The 15,606-nt window shown below is 57.9% G+C and carries 14 protein-coding genes and 1 pseudogene; 7 read left to right on the top strand and 8 right to left on the bottom strand.

All coding sequences use genetic code 11. The annotated features are described in order from the left end of the window. Positions 1–11 precede the first annotated feature (11 nt). The 8 genes from AKL25_RS12535 to AKL25_RS12500 form a co-directional block, all read right to left on the bottom strand. On the bottom strand, positions 12–818 hold the full coding sequence (locus AKL25_RS12535; protein WP_050478013.1) for an anti-sigma factor family protein: 807 nt from the start codon (positions 816–818) through the stop codon (positions 12–14). After that, a complete protein-coding gene (locus AKL25_RS12530; protein WP_050478012.1) occupies positions 815–1,315 on the bottom strand; it encodes an RNA polymerase sigma factor in 501 nt (166 codons plus the stop codon). Before AKL25_RS12530 ends, AKL25_RS12535 begins: the two co-directional genes overlap by 4 nt. A gap of 33 nt (positions 1,316–1,348) precedes the next feature. After that, complete coding sequence (locus AKL25_RS12525; RefSeq protein ID WP_050478011.1) at positions 1,349–1,717, bottom strand: COG4315 family predicted lipoprotein; 369 nt, start codon at positions 1,715–1,717, stop codon at positions 1,349–1,351. A 124-nt stretch (positions 1,718–1,841) separates the two neighbouring features. Next, a complete protein-coding gene (locus AKL25_RS12520) occupies positions 1,842–2,285 on the bottom strand; it encodes a group I truncated hemoglobin (protein ID WP_050478010.1) in 444 nt (147 codons plus the stop codon). Next, a complete protein-coding gene (locus AKL25_RS12515) occupies positions 2,285–3,223 on the bottom strand; it encodes a DUF3034 family protein (RefSeq protein ID WP_050478009.1) in 939 nt (312 codons plus the stop codon). The genes AKL25_RS12520 and AKL25_RS12515 overlap by 1 nt, the downstream gene beginning before the upstream one ends. A 37-nt stretch (positions 3,224–3,260) precedes the next feature. Beyond that, entirely contained in the window at positions 3,261–5,645 is a 2,385-nt protein-coding gene (locus AKL25_RS12510) for a putative bifunctional diguanylate cyclase/phosphodiesterase (RefSeq protein WP_050478008.1), read from the bottom strand. A gap of 29 nt (positions 5,646–5,674) precedes the next feature. Beyond that, positions 5,675–6,292, bottom strand: a complete 618-nt coding sequence (locus AKL25_RS12505) for a methylamine utilization protein (protein ID WP_050478197.1) — start codon at positions 6,290–6,292, stop codon at positions 5,675–5,677. A 121-nt stretch (positions 6,293–6,413) separates the two neighbouring features. Beyond that, the gene (locus tag AKL25_RS12500) at positions 6,414–7,040 is read right to left on the bottom strand and encodes a TetR/AcrR family transcriptional regulator (protein ID WP_050478007.1); all 627 of its coding nucleotides are present in this window, start codon (positions 7,038–7,040) and stop codon (positions 6,414–6,416) included. A gap of 211 nt (positions 7,041–7,251) precedes the next feature. Here AKL25_RS12500 and AKL25_RS12495 point away from each other — a divergent pair, with 211 nt between their 5' ends. From AKL25_RS12495 to AKL25_RS12470, 7 genes and pseudogenes are all read left to right on the top strand, one after another. Continuing rightward, positions 7,252–8,754: an efflux transporter outer membrane subunit gene (locus tag AKL25_RS12495; protein WP_050478006.1), complete on the top strand. Its 1,503-nt coding sequence runs from the start codon at positions 7,252–7,254 to the stop codon at positions 8,752–8,754. Positions 8,755–8,864: 110 nt separating this feature from the next. After that, positions 8,865–10,070, top strand: a complete 1,206-nt coding sequence (locus tag AKL25_RS12490) for an HlyD/EmrA/EmrK family protein (protein WP_050478005.1) — start codon at positions 8,865–8,867, stop codon at positions 10,068–10,070. A 15-nt stretch (positions 10,071–10,085) separates the two neighbouring features. Beyond that, positions 10,086–11,651: a DHA2 family efflux MFS transporter permease subunit gene (locus AKL25_RS12485; protein ID WP_050478004.1), complete on the top strand. Its 1,566-nt coding sequence runs from the start codon at positions 10,086–10,088 to the stop codon at positions 11,649–11,651. A 386-nt stretch (positions 11,652–12,037) separates the two neighbouring features. Continuing rightward, positions 12,038–12,394 (top strand): hypothetical protein, encoded by a 357-nt coding sequence (locus AKL25_RS12480; RefSeq protein ID WP_050478003.1) that lies wholly within the window; start codon positions 12,038–12,040, stop codon positions 12,392–12,394. A gap of 141 nt (positions 12,395–12,535) precedes the next feature. Then, complete coding sequence (locus AKL25_RS12475) at positions 12,536–12,856, top strand: hypothetical protein (protein ID WP_157050622.1); 321 nt, start codon at positions 12,536–12,538, stop codon at positions 12,854–12,856. Positions 12,857–12,859: 3 nt separating this feature from the next. Next, positions 12,860–13,453: a DUF5625 family protein gene (locus tag AKL25_RS24195; RefSeq protein WP_157050620.1), complete on the top strand. Its 594-nt coding sequence runs from the start codon at positions 12,860–12,862 to the stop codon at positions 13,451–13,453. After that, a pseudogene (locus tag AKL25_RS12470) lies at positions 13,441–15,606 on the top strand (hypothetical protein); the annotation flags it as partial. The gene AKL25_RS24195 and the pseudogene AKL25_RS12470, both read left to right, overlap by 13 nt.

Raw genomic sequence — 15,606 nt, 5'->3', positions numbered from 1 at the left:
GCCCTGAATCTTTATTTCGCCGGCTTGTCCAACTGCTCGTAGACCGTATTGGCAATCCGCGCCAGTTCGCCCCGGTCGATGCTGCCGGACAAGGCGTAGCCGAACTTACCGTCGATCCAGTAAAACACGTTGACCGTGCCTTCCTGTGCGAAGCGGAAACCGGTGTCCTTGTTCTGCACCTGATCGGTGGAAACGTACAGCGTCAAACGCTGGCCGGCGCCGTCGTGATACATGAACTGCGCCACCGGCCCGCTCTGTCCCGGCAGCAAACGGCCGCCGATGAGTTCATAGCCGAGCGGCGCCAGCTTGGGCGCGCGGACATCGGCGCCGATGCGTTTGGACAGCCAGCGCACCAGAGCCTCTTCCTGATCGGCGCCGACCTCCACCGGCCGGCGCGGATCCGGCGTGTAGACGGCATGCGCGACGGCGGCGCGGCGCGCCATCATCAAGGGCGCATCCACGCGCGCCACCGATCCGGCGGCGCTGGCGATCCAGGTCACCGACGACGACTGTGCCGCGCCGTGCAGATACCAGCCGCCCGCACCGGCGAACACGGCCACGATCAGGATCGCGGCATAACGCTGCAACAACTCCCAGTTGCTGCTGGGCCGCGCCGACAGACGCGCCGGCACGGGCTCGTCCAGCACCGGGTCGAACAGCAGGTGCAAGGCTTGATTCTGATGGCGATAAGTGCGCAGGCGCTCGGCTTCGTCCGGATTGCTTTCCAGATAGGCGGCGATTTCTTCCAGACGCTCCTCGGGCAGCAGGCCGTCGACATAACCCTGCAAATCGGCTTCGGTAATCGGCATCGGTTTCATTTGACCACCTTCAACGGCGAATGCTGGGGCCGTCCCTCGACCAGCGTGCGCAAGCGCTCACGGGCGCGCGACAGGCGCGACATGACGGTCCCGATCGGGATGTTCAGGGTCGCAGCCACTTCTTCATACGTCATTTCTTCCAGCACCACCAACAACAAAATCTCTCTTTGCTCCGCGGCCAGCAGACGCAGGGCCGATTCCAGGTCGTAGCCGACCAGCCGGTCAGGCGCATAGGCCGGCGTTGCCAGCGCGTCTTCGTCATCCAGCGTCACGGTCGGGATCACCGGCTTGCGGCGCTGGTCGACATGCAGGTTGTGCATGATGCTGAACAGCCACGGCCGCATGTCGGTGCCCTTGCGCCAGCTCGACAGCTTTTGCCAGGCGCGTTCCATCGTGTCCTGCACGAGGTCGTCCGCGCCGGCGCGATCGCCCACCAACGCCCGCGCATAACGGCGCAGGCGTGGGATACAGGCTAGCAAATGACTTTCGTCGGACATGAGTTTGCGATGTGAACGCGGTGAGTTGGCTAATCAGTTCTTGATGACGTGCCAGATGTTCTTGAAGTTGTCGCCGTTGCGGTCGCCGGCTTTCTTGTCGGCGGCGAAGGTGTACAGCGGCTTGCCGTTGACGGCCAGTTGCGGGCTGCCGTCGTCGCGCTTGATCACGGAAAACGGTGCGCTCGGCGTGCCGGTCGGTGCAACCGGCGGCCAGTTGGCGGCACACGGGCCGTTGCAAACGCTCTTGCCGGCAGGGTCGTTATCAAAAGTGTAGACCGTCATGCCGCTGGTGGTGACGAGGACGTCGTCCATCTTCTTGACGGCCATGTCTTCGGCGAAGGCGGCAGGCGCCACGGACGACAGCAAGGACAATGTCAACAGGGAAAGTGGGAGCAGTTTCATTTCAGTATTCCTTTGGTCTCAGGGTTACGCGGTTTGCCTTACCCATGACCCGGTATACGTGGGGCATGACGGCTTTATTCCACGCGACTGAAAATATTTTTCCCCGTTGGCTTGCCGCCCTCGCTTATCTGGTGACCACGGTGCGCTGCATCGGCGCCAGCAAGGCCAGCAGCTTGTTTTGCGTGCGCGACGGAATATTCGCTTTGTCCATTGCCGCCTGCAGATCTTCCACCAGGGCATTGAATTGCATGTTGTTCAAGGCCAGTCCCTGATGCACCTCCTTCATCGGGTCGCCGCTGTATTTGCACGGGCCGCCGCTGAGTTCGCAGAACTGTTCCGTGATCAGCTTGGCGAGGCGCTTCATGTCGGTATCCTTGAAGGTGTCCTTGATGCGCGCATCGGCCAGCGCCAGCGCCAGCGTGTCGTCGACCACCCTGGTCAGCACTTCCAGCCCGCCGAGGTCGCGATACAGGCTGTCGTCGGCCTTTTGGGCCTGCGCCGGCAAGGCTGTCATCAGGACAACCATGGCCGCAGCCAGCCAGCCGGATTTGCTTGTGAGAGTTTTCATCAGAAGCCTGCCTGCACAGAGAGATAGACACCTTCCTGGCGTCTGGGGTTATAGATAGTGATGTCGCCCAGCGACACATAGGCCAACGTCAGCGACAGGTTCTTGCTCGGGAACCAGGCGACGAAAGCGTCGTAGTAATCCTTTTCGTTATCCGCGGCAAGATTGCGCGGCTTCATGCGGTATTCGGCGCCGACCACCCATTTGCGATTGAGCAGGTAGGCCACCGAACCTTCGAGCATGGCCTGATAGCGGTCGCCCTTGTCGCCGCCAAAACCGAGGATGCCCATCTGGTTGGCCTTGGTGGCGCGCACCGTGGCGTTGACCAACAGGCTCTGGTCGAGGAACAGCTTGGTCGCCGCCAGATAGTAATCGATGCCGGAATCATCCTTGGCGCCCAGCAGCTTGACGTTATTGACCGCGCCCAGGCCGCCGATGCCGTTGTTGCGCTTGATCATCATGCCGGCGGCGATCTGCGGCAGCCAGCTGTCCTGGTCGTAGACGATGTCGCCGGCCAGTTTGACCTTGATGCCGTAGATGTCCTGATCGATGCGCAGATTGTTGAGCGGAGCCTGGCTTCCGGTAAAGCGCTGTTTGGCGAGCGACAGCTCGACCCGATCGGCGATGCCGACCGCAACGCCGTACGAGGCGAGTGTGTAATCCTGGGTGCCGACATAGGTGTAATGCGCGTTGGCGCCATAGCTGTCGCGCGTGCCGTAGCCGGTGATGGTTGCCCACGGCACCAGGCCGCCGCCGCTCGCGCCTTCGACCTGAATCACGCCGGCCGTGGCCATCAGCTTGCCCATGTCGGGCATCATGCTGGGCGCCGTGCCGGTGGTTTCTGCGGCAGCCGAGGCCGCAACCATGGTCAGCGCGCAGGCCGATATGGCGATCAGCGGTTTGAATGAATTGGATATTTTATTGACTTGCTTGTGCGTCATGTTCCCCCCTGGTGGCACGACTTTGCCGTCCGGCAAATTATATTGCCATATTTTCCGACTGGCTTGGCATCTCCGGAGCTTTCCATTGCTCCAGCCACTCGATAAAGCGGTCGCCCGGCATCGGCTTGCTCATGTAATACCCCTGCGCCTGGTCGCAGCCCATTTGCTTGAGCAGATGCCAGACCGCAAGCGTCTCCAGCCCTTCCGCCACCACGCGCAGGCCGAGGTTGTGGCCGAGGTCGATGGTCGATTTGACGATCTTGGCGTCGTCGGCGTCATGCTCCATGTTCATGACGAAGGACTTGTCGATTTTCAGCTCGTCCACCGGCAGGCGCTTGAGGTAGGCCAGCGACGAATAGCCGGTACCGAAGTCGTCAATCGCCAGTTCCACGCCCATGCCGTGCAAGCGCTCCAGCGTCAGCTGCGCGCGTATCGGGTCGTCCATGATCGCGCTCTCGGTGATTTCCAGGCACATCGACGACGGCGACAATTGATTGCGCGCCAGGATGTCGGCGAAATGCGTCGGCAAATCCTGATCGAGCAAATCGCGGGTCGACAGGTTGACCGAGAATTTCAGCGTGATCCCCCTCTTCTGCAGCTCGGCGCACAACACTGCCGTCTTGTTCAGCATCCAGGAAGTCAGCATGCGGATGAAGCCGGTGGTCTCGGCAAAGGGAATGAAATTGTCCGGGCCGATGAAGCCCTTTTCCGGATGCACCCAGCGCACCAGCGCTTCGGCTCCCACTACCTTGCCGGTAGCCAGCTCCACCTTGGGCTGGGCGTATAGCAGGAATTCATTGCGGTCGAGCGCGCGGCGCAGCTCGCTCAGCAGGCTCAGGCTTTCCTGGCTGCTCTTGTCGATCGACGGGTCGTAGACCGTGAAACCGCTGCCGCGGCGTTTGGCGACGTACATGGCGACTTCGGCGCTGCTGAGCAGCGTGTCGCTGTTCTGCCCGTTTTCCGGATAGCCGGAAATACCGATGCCGGCCCCCAGATCGACCGTCTGGTCGCCGATGGAAATCGGCATTTCCAGCGAATGCAGGATGCGCTTGGCCTGGCGGATCGCTTCGGTGGCATCGGTGGCCGGCAGCAGGATGGCGTACTCGTCGCCGCCGAGCCGGGCGACCTTGTCGTTCTCGCGTTCCAGCTGCTGCTCGAGGCGGCGACCGACTTCGCGCAGCAGGCTGTCGCCGAAGCTGTGGCCCAGCACATCGTTGACATGCTGGAAGCGGTCCAGATCCATCATCAGGATATGGCACTGTCCGTTGCTGGCCTTGGCGCGTTCGATGGCCGCATTGAGCAAGGTTGCAAACTGCACCCGATTGGGCAAATCCGTCAGCGGATCCCAATACGCCAGCCGCCTGATTTCAAGTTCGCGGTTGGCGATGCCGGTGCGCATGCTCTCAAAGGCCTCCGCCAACTTGCCGATTTCATCGCCGCCCTTGATGTCGATGCGGGCCCGATAGTCGCCGGCGCCCAGACGCTTGGCGATGTCGGCCAGCGAACGCAAGGGACTGGTGATGCGCCGCGCCACGAAAGCGCTGGCGAAGATCGCCATCACCACGCCGATCACGCTGATGGTCAACAGGATCAGTTGCAGGCGCCGGTACGGCGCCACCGCTTCACTGATCGAGCGCTGCAATACCGCCACCGCGCTTTGATTGGACGATCCCTTGGCCAGCACCAGCAGGCGCGCGCTGTAGTCGTTGTCGCCGATCGTGAGTTGCGGGATGAAGGAACTGGTGTTGGGCTTTTGCGGCAACTGATGCATCAGCATGCCGGACTCGTCTTTCGGCAGGGTCGACACATCCTGCTGCCACTGCCCGCCGCGTGTGCTGACCATGACGCTGACTTGCAGCGAAGACAAGGCGCGCATGTCGGAAATCAGTTTCTGGTCCACCGGAAAGCCCATGACGACCCAGCCGATGATGACCGGCGCACGCACCGGCACCGCCACGATCTGGAACAGGCTGTCGTCGACGATCACCGTATCCGATGCGCCATTGGTCTCGGCCGCCTTGGCCACCAGCTCCAGAGCGTTACGCTGCAGGTCAGCGCTGGGATACGCCTGGGTTGAAGCCTTGATCTGCTGGTCGGTGCCGATCAGCATCGACAATGTCGAACCGATGCGGGCGCCGTGGTTTTCCAGGACGGAGGTAATCGTGCCGCGGTCATCGGTGCCGATCGCCTGGCGAAAGCCGAAATCCGACGCCAGCAGGCGTGCGCCCTGCGTCAGCTTGTCGGCGTTCTGATCCAGCAGGCGCAGGAACACGCGCTCGCCGATGATCAGTTCATCGCGGATGGAAGCGCGGGCGTTTTCATCGATGGCTTTGCGAATGGCGACGAAACCTGCCAACTGCACCAGCAGGATCAGGACGATGAACAGCGCAACGATGCGATTTTCTAGACGATGCCAGCGCACTTTGGATTTGTCCCCTCGTTATTCTTTGCTTATTGTACCGGCACAGCCTTGACGGCCAGTTTTACCGATGCCGCCATATCCGCGCCCTGGTAGGTGAGCGCCTGCTCCACTGCCGCTTCGTTGGGCGCCATCTTGAAGTACCAGGCCTTCAAGGCATATTTGCCGCCAACCAGCCCTTCCAGCTTGGCGTGGCCCGACATGTCGGTCTTGGCAAAATACGGCGTGTTCACGACTTGCAGGTAGGCCACCATCTGATCGTGAATATTGCAGCCCAGGACGACTGTACCAACTTTATCGAAAACGATGGGACTGGTCGGCACCCCGGAATACAGTTTCAGCTCGAAGGTCTTGGCTGGCGAAAACGAATAAACGTGATGGCGCACCTTGTCGTGATTGGGGAACAACACGGGCGTGCCCACCTGCACCACGCTTACCAAGGGGAAAAATTTGATATCTTTTTGCTCAATTTCGGCTTGCTTGAGCGACTTCGGCACCGTCTGGCCGCCGGTCGGTTCGGCATACACCACGGCATTGGGCACCGGCGTGCCGGCCACGTCGAGCACCTGCACGGTGACCGTCGCCGCTGCGGCAGGCGCAGCCTGCATGGCAGCCGCCGACACCATCAGAACAACAGTCCCCTTCAGCATGCGGCAAGCATGCTTTTGAACGAACGATAAACGCATGATCGGAATGAATCGAAAATTGGGCAGAAATTCCTGCCGACGCACTCATTCCGGATTTTGATGAACCCGCACTGAGCGAGGCTCATTATGCAATTAAATTCGATCTTTGCGCAGTTAAATAACCAACAACAGCAGGAACAATTTCAGAGCGAACGTGGGCGGCGTTGAGTCCCGGCGGCGCGATCAACACCACCGCATTGACCAACGCCTTAAGCATGCGCTGCACCACAAAGGCCGCCACATCGACATCCGGCGAGGTAATGGTCTTGCGATGCTTGGTTAGTACACCCTTGATCGCCTCGAAAAAACGCTGGCGTACGTGGTTGGAAACCGGCAGGTGAAAAGACGGAAATTCTTCTTCCAGGATGCGGTTGAGTTCGGGTTCGACCAGATGGGCCGCCACCAGCGCCTCGATCAGCGCCTCGAAATCGCTTTCCAGGCTACCGGACGCATCCATTTTGGCGACGACCTCTTCGAACAAGTGCAGCATGCGGGCCACGTGGCGCTCGCGCAGCGCAAAAATCAGCGCGTCCTTGTTCGGAAAATATTGGTACAAGGAACCGACGCTGATGCCGGCGGCTTCCGCTACCAGATTGGTGTTGGTCTTGGCGTAACCGCGCTCGACCAGCACCCGCGCCATGGCGTCGAGAATGGTGTCGACCATGGCTTTGGAGCGTGCCTGGCGCGGTTCTTTCCTGGGCTGCAGTTTCATTTTTTTATTCCAATTTACAACATGAGCTAATGTTCGTATATACGAGTATAATACAAAAGATGAGTTTTTACTCGCCAGCTCGCAAATGCTTCCGCGAGCCCCCTCGGAGACCGGCCCAATGTATCGGCGCACGGCAATGACCCGGCGACGAATTCAACCAGACGCATCACTTGTTCTCACCCGGATACTGCAACAAAAATTGGAGAATTACATGAAATCCGCCTCATCGCCTGCACTGCGTTTGCGGGTGATCGCTTTGTGTACCCTGACGATCGGCATGCTGGGCCTCTCCGGCTGCGCCAGTTTCAGCGGTATCAACAGCGACAAACACATGGCGCAACCCGGCGACTACGCCGTCGAGCGCAGCCTGTCCGGCCAGAGCCAGGGACAATGGCCGGCCACCAACTGGGTGGAGCAATTCGGCGATCCGCAACTGACCGCCCTGATTGCCGAAGCCTTGGAAAACAACCCCAGCCTGCAGCAAGCCCAGGCCCGCATCGCTTCCGCCAGCGCACTGGCTGAAAGCAAAGGCGCGCCGCTGCTGCCGACGGTCGACGCCGAAGCATCGTTCACCCGTAACTTGTTCCCGGCAACCACGATTTACCCTGCCCCTTACGGCGGCAGCTGGTACAACGAAAAGAAGGCTTTCCTGAATCTGGGTTACGAGCTGGACGTCTGGGGCAAGAACCACGCCGCGCTCGAACAAGCCGTCTCGCAGAAAAAAGCTGCCGAAGCCAGCGCACAGGAAACCCGCCTCGTCATCACCAGCTCGATCGCATCGGCTTACAACCAGCTCGCCACCGAATACGCTTTGCATGACATTTTGCAGCGTACCGTCACGCAGCGCGAATCTTTGCAAAGAATTACCGCCGACCGTGTCAAGACCGGTCTCGATACGCAAATCGAACGCAGCCAGTCGCAAGGCAGCAGCGCCGACGCCCGCGCCCAGCTGGTGCAAAGCGAAGGCCAGATCACCCTCACGCGCCAGCAGCTCGGCGTGCTGATGGGCAAAGGCCCGGACCGCGGCCTGCAAGTCGCCGCACCGCGCATGACCACGCTGACCACACCGGCCTTGCCATCCGCCCTGCCGCTGAACCTGCTGGGACGCCGTCCTGATATCGTCGCCGCACGCTGGCAGGTGGAAGCCGCCAGCAAGGACGTCGATGTCGCCAAGGCGCGTTTCTATCCCGACATCAACCTGTCGGCGATGATCGGCTTTGACTCGCTGCTCAACGCCAACCCGTTCACGGCCGCCAGCAAGAGCATCGCCTACGGCCCGGCCATCAGCCTGCCGATCTTTGAAGGCGGCGCACTGCGCGCCAACCTGAAAGGCTCGTATGCGTCCTACGACATGGCGGTCGCGTCGTATAACCAGACCCTGAACGATGCCTACGGCGACGTTGCCAAGCAAATCACCGGCATCCGTTCCATCGATCAGCAGTTGCCGATCCGCCGCGAAGCACTGGCGTCAACGCAGCGCGCTTACGATCTGGCCAAGGAACGCTATCGCATCGGCCTGGCCTCGCAGCTGGTTGTGCTCAATGCGGAAACCGCCCTGCTCGGCCAGCAACAATCGCTGATCAATCTGGAAGCCAGCCGCCGCAACCAGCAAATCGGTTTGTTCAAGGCGCTGGGAGGCGGATTCGATGCGCAGCAAGCCGGACTGGCCGTTGCAGCCCCCGACACTGGATCCGGCGTCGCCAAGACCCAATAAATTATTAACAAAATTGTTCCAAGCGTGGAGCAGCCGGCCTTCAGATCGAGACTGATCGATATCGCCGGTTGCACCTCCCAGACAAAATCAAGAAATACACGGAGTAATTCATGAGTGAAGCCCTTCCACAAAACGGCAACAGCAATGGCAACGGCAAACGCAAACGCCAGTTGCTCCTGTTGACGCTGGTCATTATCCTGGTTGCCATCGCGCTCGGCCTGTACTGGTTCCTGGTCGCCCGCTTTTACGAAGAAACCGACGACGCCTACGTCGGCGGCAATGTGATCCAGATTTCCGCCCAGGTCGGCGGCACCGTTACCGCCATCAAGGCGGACGACACGCAAATCGTCAAAGCCGGCCAGCAGCTGGTCGCGCTTGACGCCGCCGACACCAAGCTGGCACTGGCGCAAGCCGAAGCAGCCTTGGCCCAGGCCGTGCGTCAGACACGCCAGACTTTCCTGAACAACGACACCTTGTCGGCCAACGTCACCGCGGCGGAAACCAATCTGGCCCGCGCCCGTGACGACCTGCAACGCCGCCAGGCCGGCATCGCCTCCGGCGCCGTCTCGCAAGAAGATCTGTCGCACGCCCAAGACGCCGTCAAGAACGCCAGCGCATCGCTGGAGCAGGCTCGCGCCAGCCTGGCCGCCAACCGCGCACTGACCGACCACACCAGCGTGACCGAGCATCCGAACGTGCTGCAGGCATCGACGCAAGTACGTAACGCTTATCTGAACTACGCCCGCGTCAACATCGTCGCGCCGGTGTCCGGTTTCGTCTCCAAGCGTTCCGTCCAGCTCGGCCAGCGCATCGCCGCCGGCAGCCCGCTGATGGCGATCGTGCCGCTGGAACAGATCTGGATCGACGCCAACTTCAAGGAAGGCCAGCTCAAGCACATCCGCATCGGCCAGCCGGTTGAAGTCATCGCCGATGTCTACGGTTCCGACGTCAAGTACAAGGGCACCGTGATTGGCTTCTCGGCCGGCACCGGCGGCGCGTTCTCGCTGCTGCCGGCGCAAAATGCCACCGGCAACTGGATCAAGGTGGTCCAGCGCGTGCCTGTGCGCATAGCGCTGGACCCGCAAGAAGTCCAGGCGCATCCGCTGCGCATCGGCCTGTCGACCACCGCCACCGTGAACATCCGCGGCGACGGCAAGGCGCTGCAGGCAGCCGCCACCGACTACCAGACCAACGTCTACACCGATCTGGGCAAGCAAGCCGATGACATCGTCGACCGCATCATCAGCGACAACGCCAGCGGTTTGCCGATGCCGGTGCGCAAGAAGGCTGCCGCCATCGTCATTCCACACACCTGATCGGACGCATCCTCCATGGCGAGCAGTCCTCAACCCTATACACCACCGCCGCCGCTGACCGGCGGCAAGCTGGTGCTCGGCACCTTGTGCGTGTCGCTGGCGGTGTTCATGAACGTCCTCGACTCGTCGATTGCGAACGTGGCGATCCCGACCATCTCGGGCAACCTCGGCGTCTCGATCGATGAAGGCACCTGGGTCATTACTTCTTTCGCGGCGGCCAATGCGATCTCGATTCCGCTGACCGGCTGGCTCACGCAACGCATCGGCGCCGTACGCCTGTTCGTGTCGTCGGTGCTGCTGTTCGTGCTGGCGTCGTGGCTGTGCGGCCTGGCGCCGACGCTGCCGATCCTGCTGGCGGCGCGGGTTTTGCAAGGCCTGGTGGCTGGTCCGATGGTGCCGTTGTCGCAATCGCTGCTGTTGGGGGCCTACCCCAAATCCAAGGCCTCATTCGCCCTTGCGCTATGGGGCATGACCGCAGTGGTCGCGCCGGTGGCCGGACCCGCGCTGGGCGGCTGGATTACCGACGCCTACACCTGGCCGTGGATCTTTTACATCAACATCCCGGTCGGCTTGCTGGCTGCCGGCATGACGATGGCGATCTACAAGGATAGAGAAAGTCCTACCCGCAACCTGCCGATCGACACCATCGGTCTGCTGTTGCTGATTACGTGGGTGGCGGCATTCCAGATCATGCTCGACAAAGGCAAGGATCTCGACTGGTTCTCCTCGCCGACCATCGTCACGCTGGGTATCATTGCAGCAGTCGCCTTCGCCTACTTTGTGATCTGGGAGCTGAACAACGATCACCCGGTAGTGGACTTGCGGCTGTTCGGCAGGCGCAACTTCTTCGGCGGCACAGTCGCGATTTCGATCGGCTACGGCGTGTTCTTCGGCAATCTGGTGCTGTTGCCGCAGTGGTTGCAGCAATATCTCGGCTATCGCGCGATAGACTCCGGTCTGTCGACGGCGCCGCTCGGGATTTTTGCGGTGATCCTGATGCCGCTGATCGGCAAGTTCCTGCCGCGCGTGGATGCCCGCAAAGTGGCGACGGCGTCCTTCGTCTGTTTCGCACTGGTGTTCTGGCTGCGTTCGCGCTACACGCTCGAAGTGGATCAGTGGACCGTCATCCTGCCGACGCTGCTGCAAGGCATCCCGACGGCGATGTTCTTCGTGCCGCTGACGGTGCTGCTGCTGTCCGGCCTGCCGCCGGAACGCATCCCCGCCGCGGCCGGCCTGTCGAGCTTCGTGCGCGTGTTCTGCGGCGCCATCGGCACCTCGGTGGCAACCACGGCGTGGAACAACCGCACCATCGTCCACCATGCCCAGTTGACGGAACATGCGACACCCTACAGCACGGCGCTGCAACAGATGTTCAGCAATCTCACCGGCAATTTCGGCATGAGCACCGAGCAGGCAACCGGCCTGATCGAACGCAATCTGAATGCGCAGGCGGCGATGATCGGCATCAACGACATCTTCTGGCTGTCGGCGGTGATCTTCATCGTGATCATCCCCGTGATCTGGATCATCAAGCCGGCCAAGGGCAATGCCGGCGCGGAGGCAGCAGCTGCTGCTCACTGATCTGCCTCGCTTAACGAAAAAGCGCTCGTTCCTGATAAGAACGAGCGCTTTTTTATTTTGAACTTCCCATTACACGCTTAACGGCAATCATCTAGCCAAACTATTTTGAAGAGAAATCACTCCACACAAATTTTCATTAAGACGCAACTGCATTACAACTAGAGTGCAATCGACATTAATCTAATTTTAGAAATACTTACAAAAAAAGAACCTATTGCCAATTTGGCCCATTCATTTTTGCAACAAGTCCCATTAGGATAACGAACACATTTTCTTTCTCAGGAGCATCGTCTTGCCTGATCTGCCAAGTTCGTTCATCTCGCAGCACATCTAAAAAATCAAGTTAACTAAGTAGTGATCGATTAAATTTTGGAGGGGCAATCTAGATGACACCCGAAGAACGTAACAGCTATGCGCAAACCATGTTCGCGCAGCACCCAGAGCTTTTCCCAGATGATCGGCGCCAGTCCATTTTAGATGGGGTGGTAGTAAGCGGTATGGCGCCATTTGAGGCGAGACTGGCAGGCGGTGCCTTTGCCTACAAAGTAGTCGCTGATAAAGCAAAGTGGCCTGAGCATAGCGATCCGCTTAAAGTGATGTGGGCGCAATCCATGCAGGCTGACAATAGTGAAATCTGGATGACATTCAAAAATTCTTCCCAGTTTTCTGGCAAGAGCAATACCTCATTTCGCGTTTACTTCGAACGTGGGCGTGCTGTAAAGATTGAAAAATTAGAGGAGTAAAGAATGTTGAAAATGGGGAATTTTTTCTTGATTTTTCGAATGCTATTTTCGATAACGCTAGTTTCATTTTCATTCCGATCATATGCTAATGAGCCCCCGTCTCACAAGCCACCAATCGAACGCGGGGCATACGCGCAAAGAATGTTCACACAACACCCAGAGCTCTTCCCGGAAGAGCGACGAGCATTGATCTTGAGCGGTGTTGTATCAGTCGGCATGACGCCGTTTGAAGCGAAGTTGGCAGGCGGTGCCTTTGCCTACAAGGTAGTTGCTGATAAAGCAAAGTGGCCTGAGCATAGCGATCCACTTAAAGTCATGTGGGCACAATCCATACAAGCCGACAATAGTGAAATCTGGATGATGTTCAAGAATTCCTCCCAATTCCCTGGCCGTAATAATGCCCCGTTCAGAGTCTACTTTGAACGCGGTCGCGCGATAAAAATTGAAAAATTGAAGGAATGATGGATGTCGAATTCAAAAAATCGGTTTTCGATTTTTCAGTGCATCTTGATTGGACTTTTAGTGGCATCCGCAATATCGGTCTCCACATATATGCATTGCAGATCACCAGAGCCAAGTTCTGTCCAAATTAAACTTACTGAAAGTGGAGTTGTTGCTGATTTTAAATTTGAAGTAAGAAAGCATTTTCCTTACTGGTACTCGATGAGGTTTGGCTTTCCAAAAAATGATCAGGTGGAACGGGAACGCGTTCGAAAAATACTAGGTGGGAATACGATGGACAAGACTGGTAAGCCGCTGGAATCTGGCACGCCAACGCCAATAAATTTAATCATCTTTGCGATATGCACGGAAGAAAAAGAAGTCGAAGTTTACTCCCAAGATGCGGATCCAATATTGACATCTTGGGGGCAAAGTCATTTCGAAAAAAATATAGGCAGCCATGTTTTATCCCCTGGCATGTATAGAGCACGCCTTATAAATAAACGAGCATCTCCAGAATTTTCATCCATCCCTACCTCTTTCGAAATAGCGATGCCAGCCAAAGTTAATTTTAATCCCCAGAAAGAACCTACAAGGAATGAACCATGCCAACAGTAACCATCAATATTGTAGGACCTGGTACACCAACTTCAGATGGCCTCTCAAAAGTTGGGCACATGTGGTACACCCTGAATGATGCAAGTGGAAATGCCGCGAGCTACGGATTTTCCCCCGTCGCAGACAATAATCCACTCAATGACCCGTTTGGATCTGGCACAGTAAATGCACATGGCCCTGATGATTCCTACTACCAAGGAAGAGATTATTCTCGCACCATCGAAATCACTCAGGCGCAATATGATGCGATGGCGAATTTCGGTAAAAATCCGTCTGCGGGAGGGTTTAACACTTATTACAACGGTCTCAACAATAGTTGTATCGACTTCACCTGGAAAGCATTGGAAAAAGGCGGCCTCAATCCAGGCGGATTTCAGGGCGACTTGTGGCCAAAGGACAATATCGACGATGTAAAAAATATCGGCAACCTGACTACACCACCTGGCACACCGCCTGACACAACCCGCGGAGGTGATCCCTTTACAGGCTTGCCTTGGCCGGGAGGCTACACTGATCACGGTACGGGTGACGGGGCTGGAGGATCTGGTGGTGGCAACGGCGCTGCTGGCGGTATAGGCAACGCCGGGGGCAACGCAGGTGCAAGTGCAACCATCCCTCCCCGTCGCGATCCGTTAGTTCTCGACCTCGATGGTGACGGTATCGAAACAACGAGCACTCGCGATGGCAAGGTCATTGTGTTTGACCACGATGCCGATGGCGTGAAGACCGGAACCGGCTGGGTCAAGCCAGATGACGGCTGGCTGGTCCTGGATCGCAATGGCAACGGCACCATCGATTCAGGCCGCGAACTCTTCGGTGTGGACACACTCAAGAGCAATGGCCAATTGGCCACGGACGGTTTCGACGCACTCAAAGACCTTGACACCAACAAAGACGGCAAGATCGACTCAGCAGACAGCGTATTTGCCAATTTGCGCATCTGGCGCGATCTGAACCAAGACGGCATTAGCCAAGCCAATGAGCTGACCGCACTCGGCATCAACAACATTACCGGGATTGGCGTCAACTCAAACGCTGTGCGCACCGATCTGGGCAACGGCAACGTGCAAACAGCAGCAGGTACCTTTACCCGGGCCAATGGCACCACGGGTACGACAGGCGAAACTAACGGCGCAACGGCCAATCTGGACTTGCTTGTCAACACATTTCATCGTCAGTTTACCAACCAGATCACTCTCACCGACCAGGCCAAGGCGCTTCCGACACTGAGAGGCTCAGGCCACGTACGTGACCTGAATGAAGCTATTAGCCTCTCGACTGACCTCGGTAATTGGGTGCAAACTTATACCCAGCAAACCACTCGCCAAGGGCAGATCGACAAACTTGACGGCTTGATCGAAAGATGGGCCAACACGTCCGACTTAAGGTCACTCAAAGTACAGGCCGACGCCCTCGTCAGCAGTGGAGTCAAATTGACTTATAGCTTGGCAGGTCTGCCCTTAGGTACATCAGCCTACGACGATTTCATCCGCAAGTTGGGTGTAGTCGAGCGTTTTATGGGTTTCACTTATGGCGGAGCCAGTGGACAAGCCCGGTTCACGCCATTGAATGCCAACTCAGGCAATGTCACCGTTTCGCTGACTGCTGAGCAAATCTCAAACATTTCGTTGGCCTACGACAGATTTAAGACAGACATTTATGAATCCCTTGTCTCGGAAACGCACTTAAAGTCCTATTCCAAACTCCTTCTGGAAGACTGCCAAAGCGCATCAAAATTTACATCTTTGGAGAATGCGTTCAAACAGGCAATCTCGGCTAATCCCCAACAAGGAATCGTCGATCTCGTCGAGTTTATTAGTTCGATAGGTGAAGCGCGTTTAGCCAGATCTGGCTGGGTATCAATGAGATTCCTTGTTACTCAACTCAATTCCACTCCCGATCTGGGCACATTCAGCGAAGAACTGAGCAGCTGGACGGTCCGCCTTGCCGCCTCCACCGAACATAACCTCTCTGGCACCATACGATCAGATTTGTTAGTGGGAACTATGGGAGTCGACTATCTCTACGGTGGCGATGGCAATGACATCTTGCTGGGAAAAGAAGGCAATGACACCATCTACGGTCAGTCAGGTGAAGACACGCTCTACGGCGGCAATGGCAATGACACCTTATATGGCGAGTATGGCAATGAT

Source organism: Herbaspirillum rhizosphaerae (genome assembly GCF_001189965.1).
Classification (GTDB): Bacteria; Pseudomonadota; Gammaproteobacteria; order Burkholderiales; family Burkholderiaceae_D; genus Herbaspirillum; species Herbaspirillum rhizosphaerae.
This window is presented reverse-complemented; position numbering and strand designations above follow the sequence as displayed.

Coding starts and splice junctions, on each gene's coding strand:
- AKL25_RS12500 (WP_050478007.1), bottom strand. CDS start 7,040: ATGAAACTGCAGCCCAGGAAAGAACCGCGCCAGGCACGCTCCAAAGCC.
- AKL25_RS12475 (WP_157050622.1), top strand. CDS start 12,536: ATGTTCACACAACACCCAGAGCTCTTCCCGGAAGAGCGACGAGCATTG.
- AKL25_RS12485 (WP_050478004.1), top strand. CDS start 10,086: ATGGCGAGCAGTCCTCAACCCTATACACCACCGCCGCCGCTGACCGGC.
- AKL25_RS12505 (WP_050478197.1), bottom strand. CDS start 6,292: ATGCTGAAGGGGACTGTTGTTCTGATGGTGTCGGCGGCTGCCATGCAG.
- AKL25_RS12480 (WP_050478003.1), top strand. CDS start 12,038: ATGACACCCGAAGAACGTAACAGCTATGCGCAAACCATGTTCGCGCAG.
- AKL25_RS12515 (WP_050478009.1), bottom strand. CDS start 3,223: ATGACGCACAAGCAAGTCAATAAAATATCCAATTCATTCAAACCGCTG.
- AKL25_RS12530 (WP_050478012.1), bottom strand. CDS start 1,315: ATGTCCGACGAAAGTCATTTGCTAGCCTGTATCCCACGCCTGCGCCGT.
- AKL25_RS12535 (WP_050478013.1), bottom strand. CDS start 818: ATGAAACCGATGCCGATTACCGAAGCCGATTTGCAGGGTTATGTCGAC.
- AKL25_RS12495 (WP_050478006.1), top strand. CDS start 7,252: ATGAAATCCGCCTCATCGCCTGCACTGCGTTTGCGGGTGATCGCTTTG.
- AKL25_RS12490 (WP_050478005.1), top strand. CDS start 8,865: ATGAGTGAAGCCCTTCCACAAAACGGCAACAGCAATGGCAACGGCAAA.
- AKL25_RS24195 (WP_157050620.1), top strand. CDS start 12,860: ATGTCGAATTCAAAAAATCGGTTTTCGATTTTTCAGTGCATCTTGATT.
- AKL25_RS12525 (WP_050478011.1), bottom strand. CDS start 1,717: ATGAAACTGCTCCCACTTTCCCTGTTGACATTGTCCTTGCTGTCGTCC.
- AKL25_RS12520 (WP_050478010.1), bottom strand. CDS start 2,285: ATGAAAACTCTCACAAGCAAATCCGGCTGGCTGGCTGCGGCCATGGTT.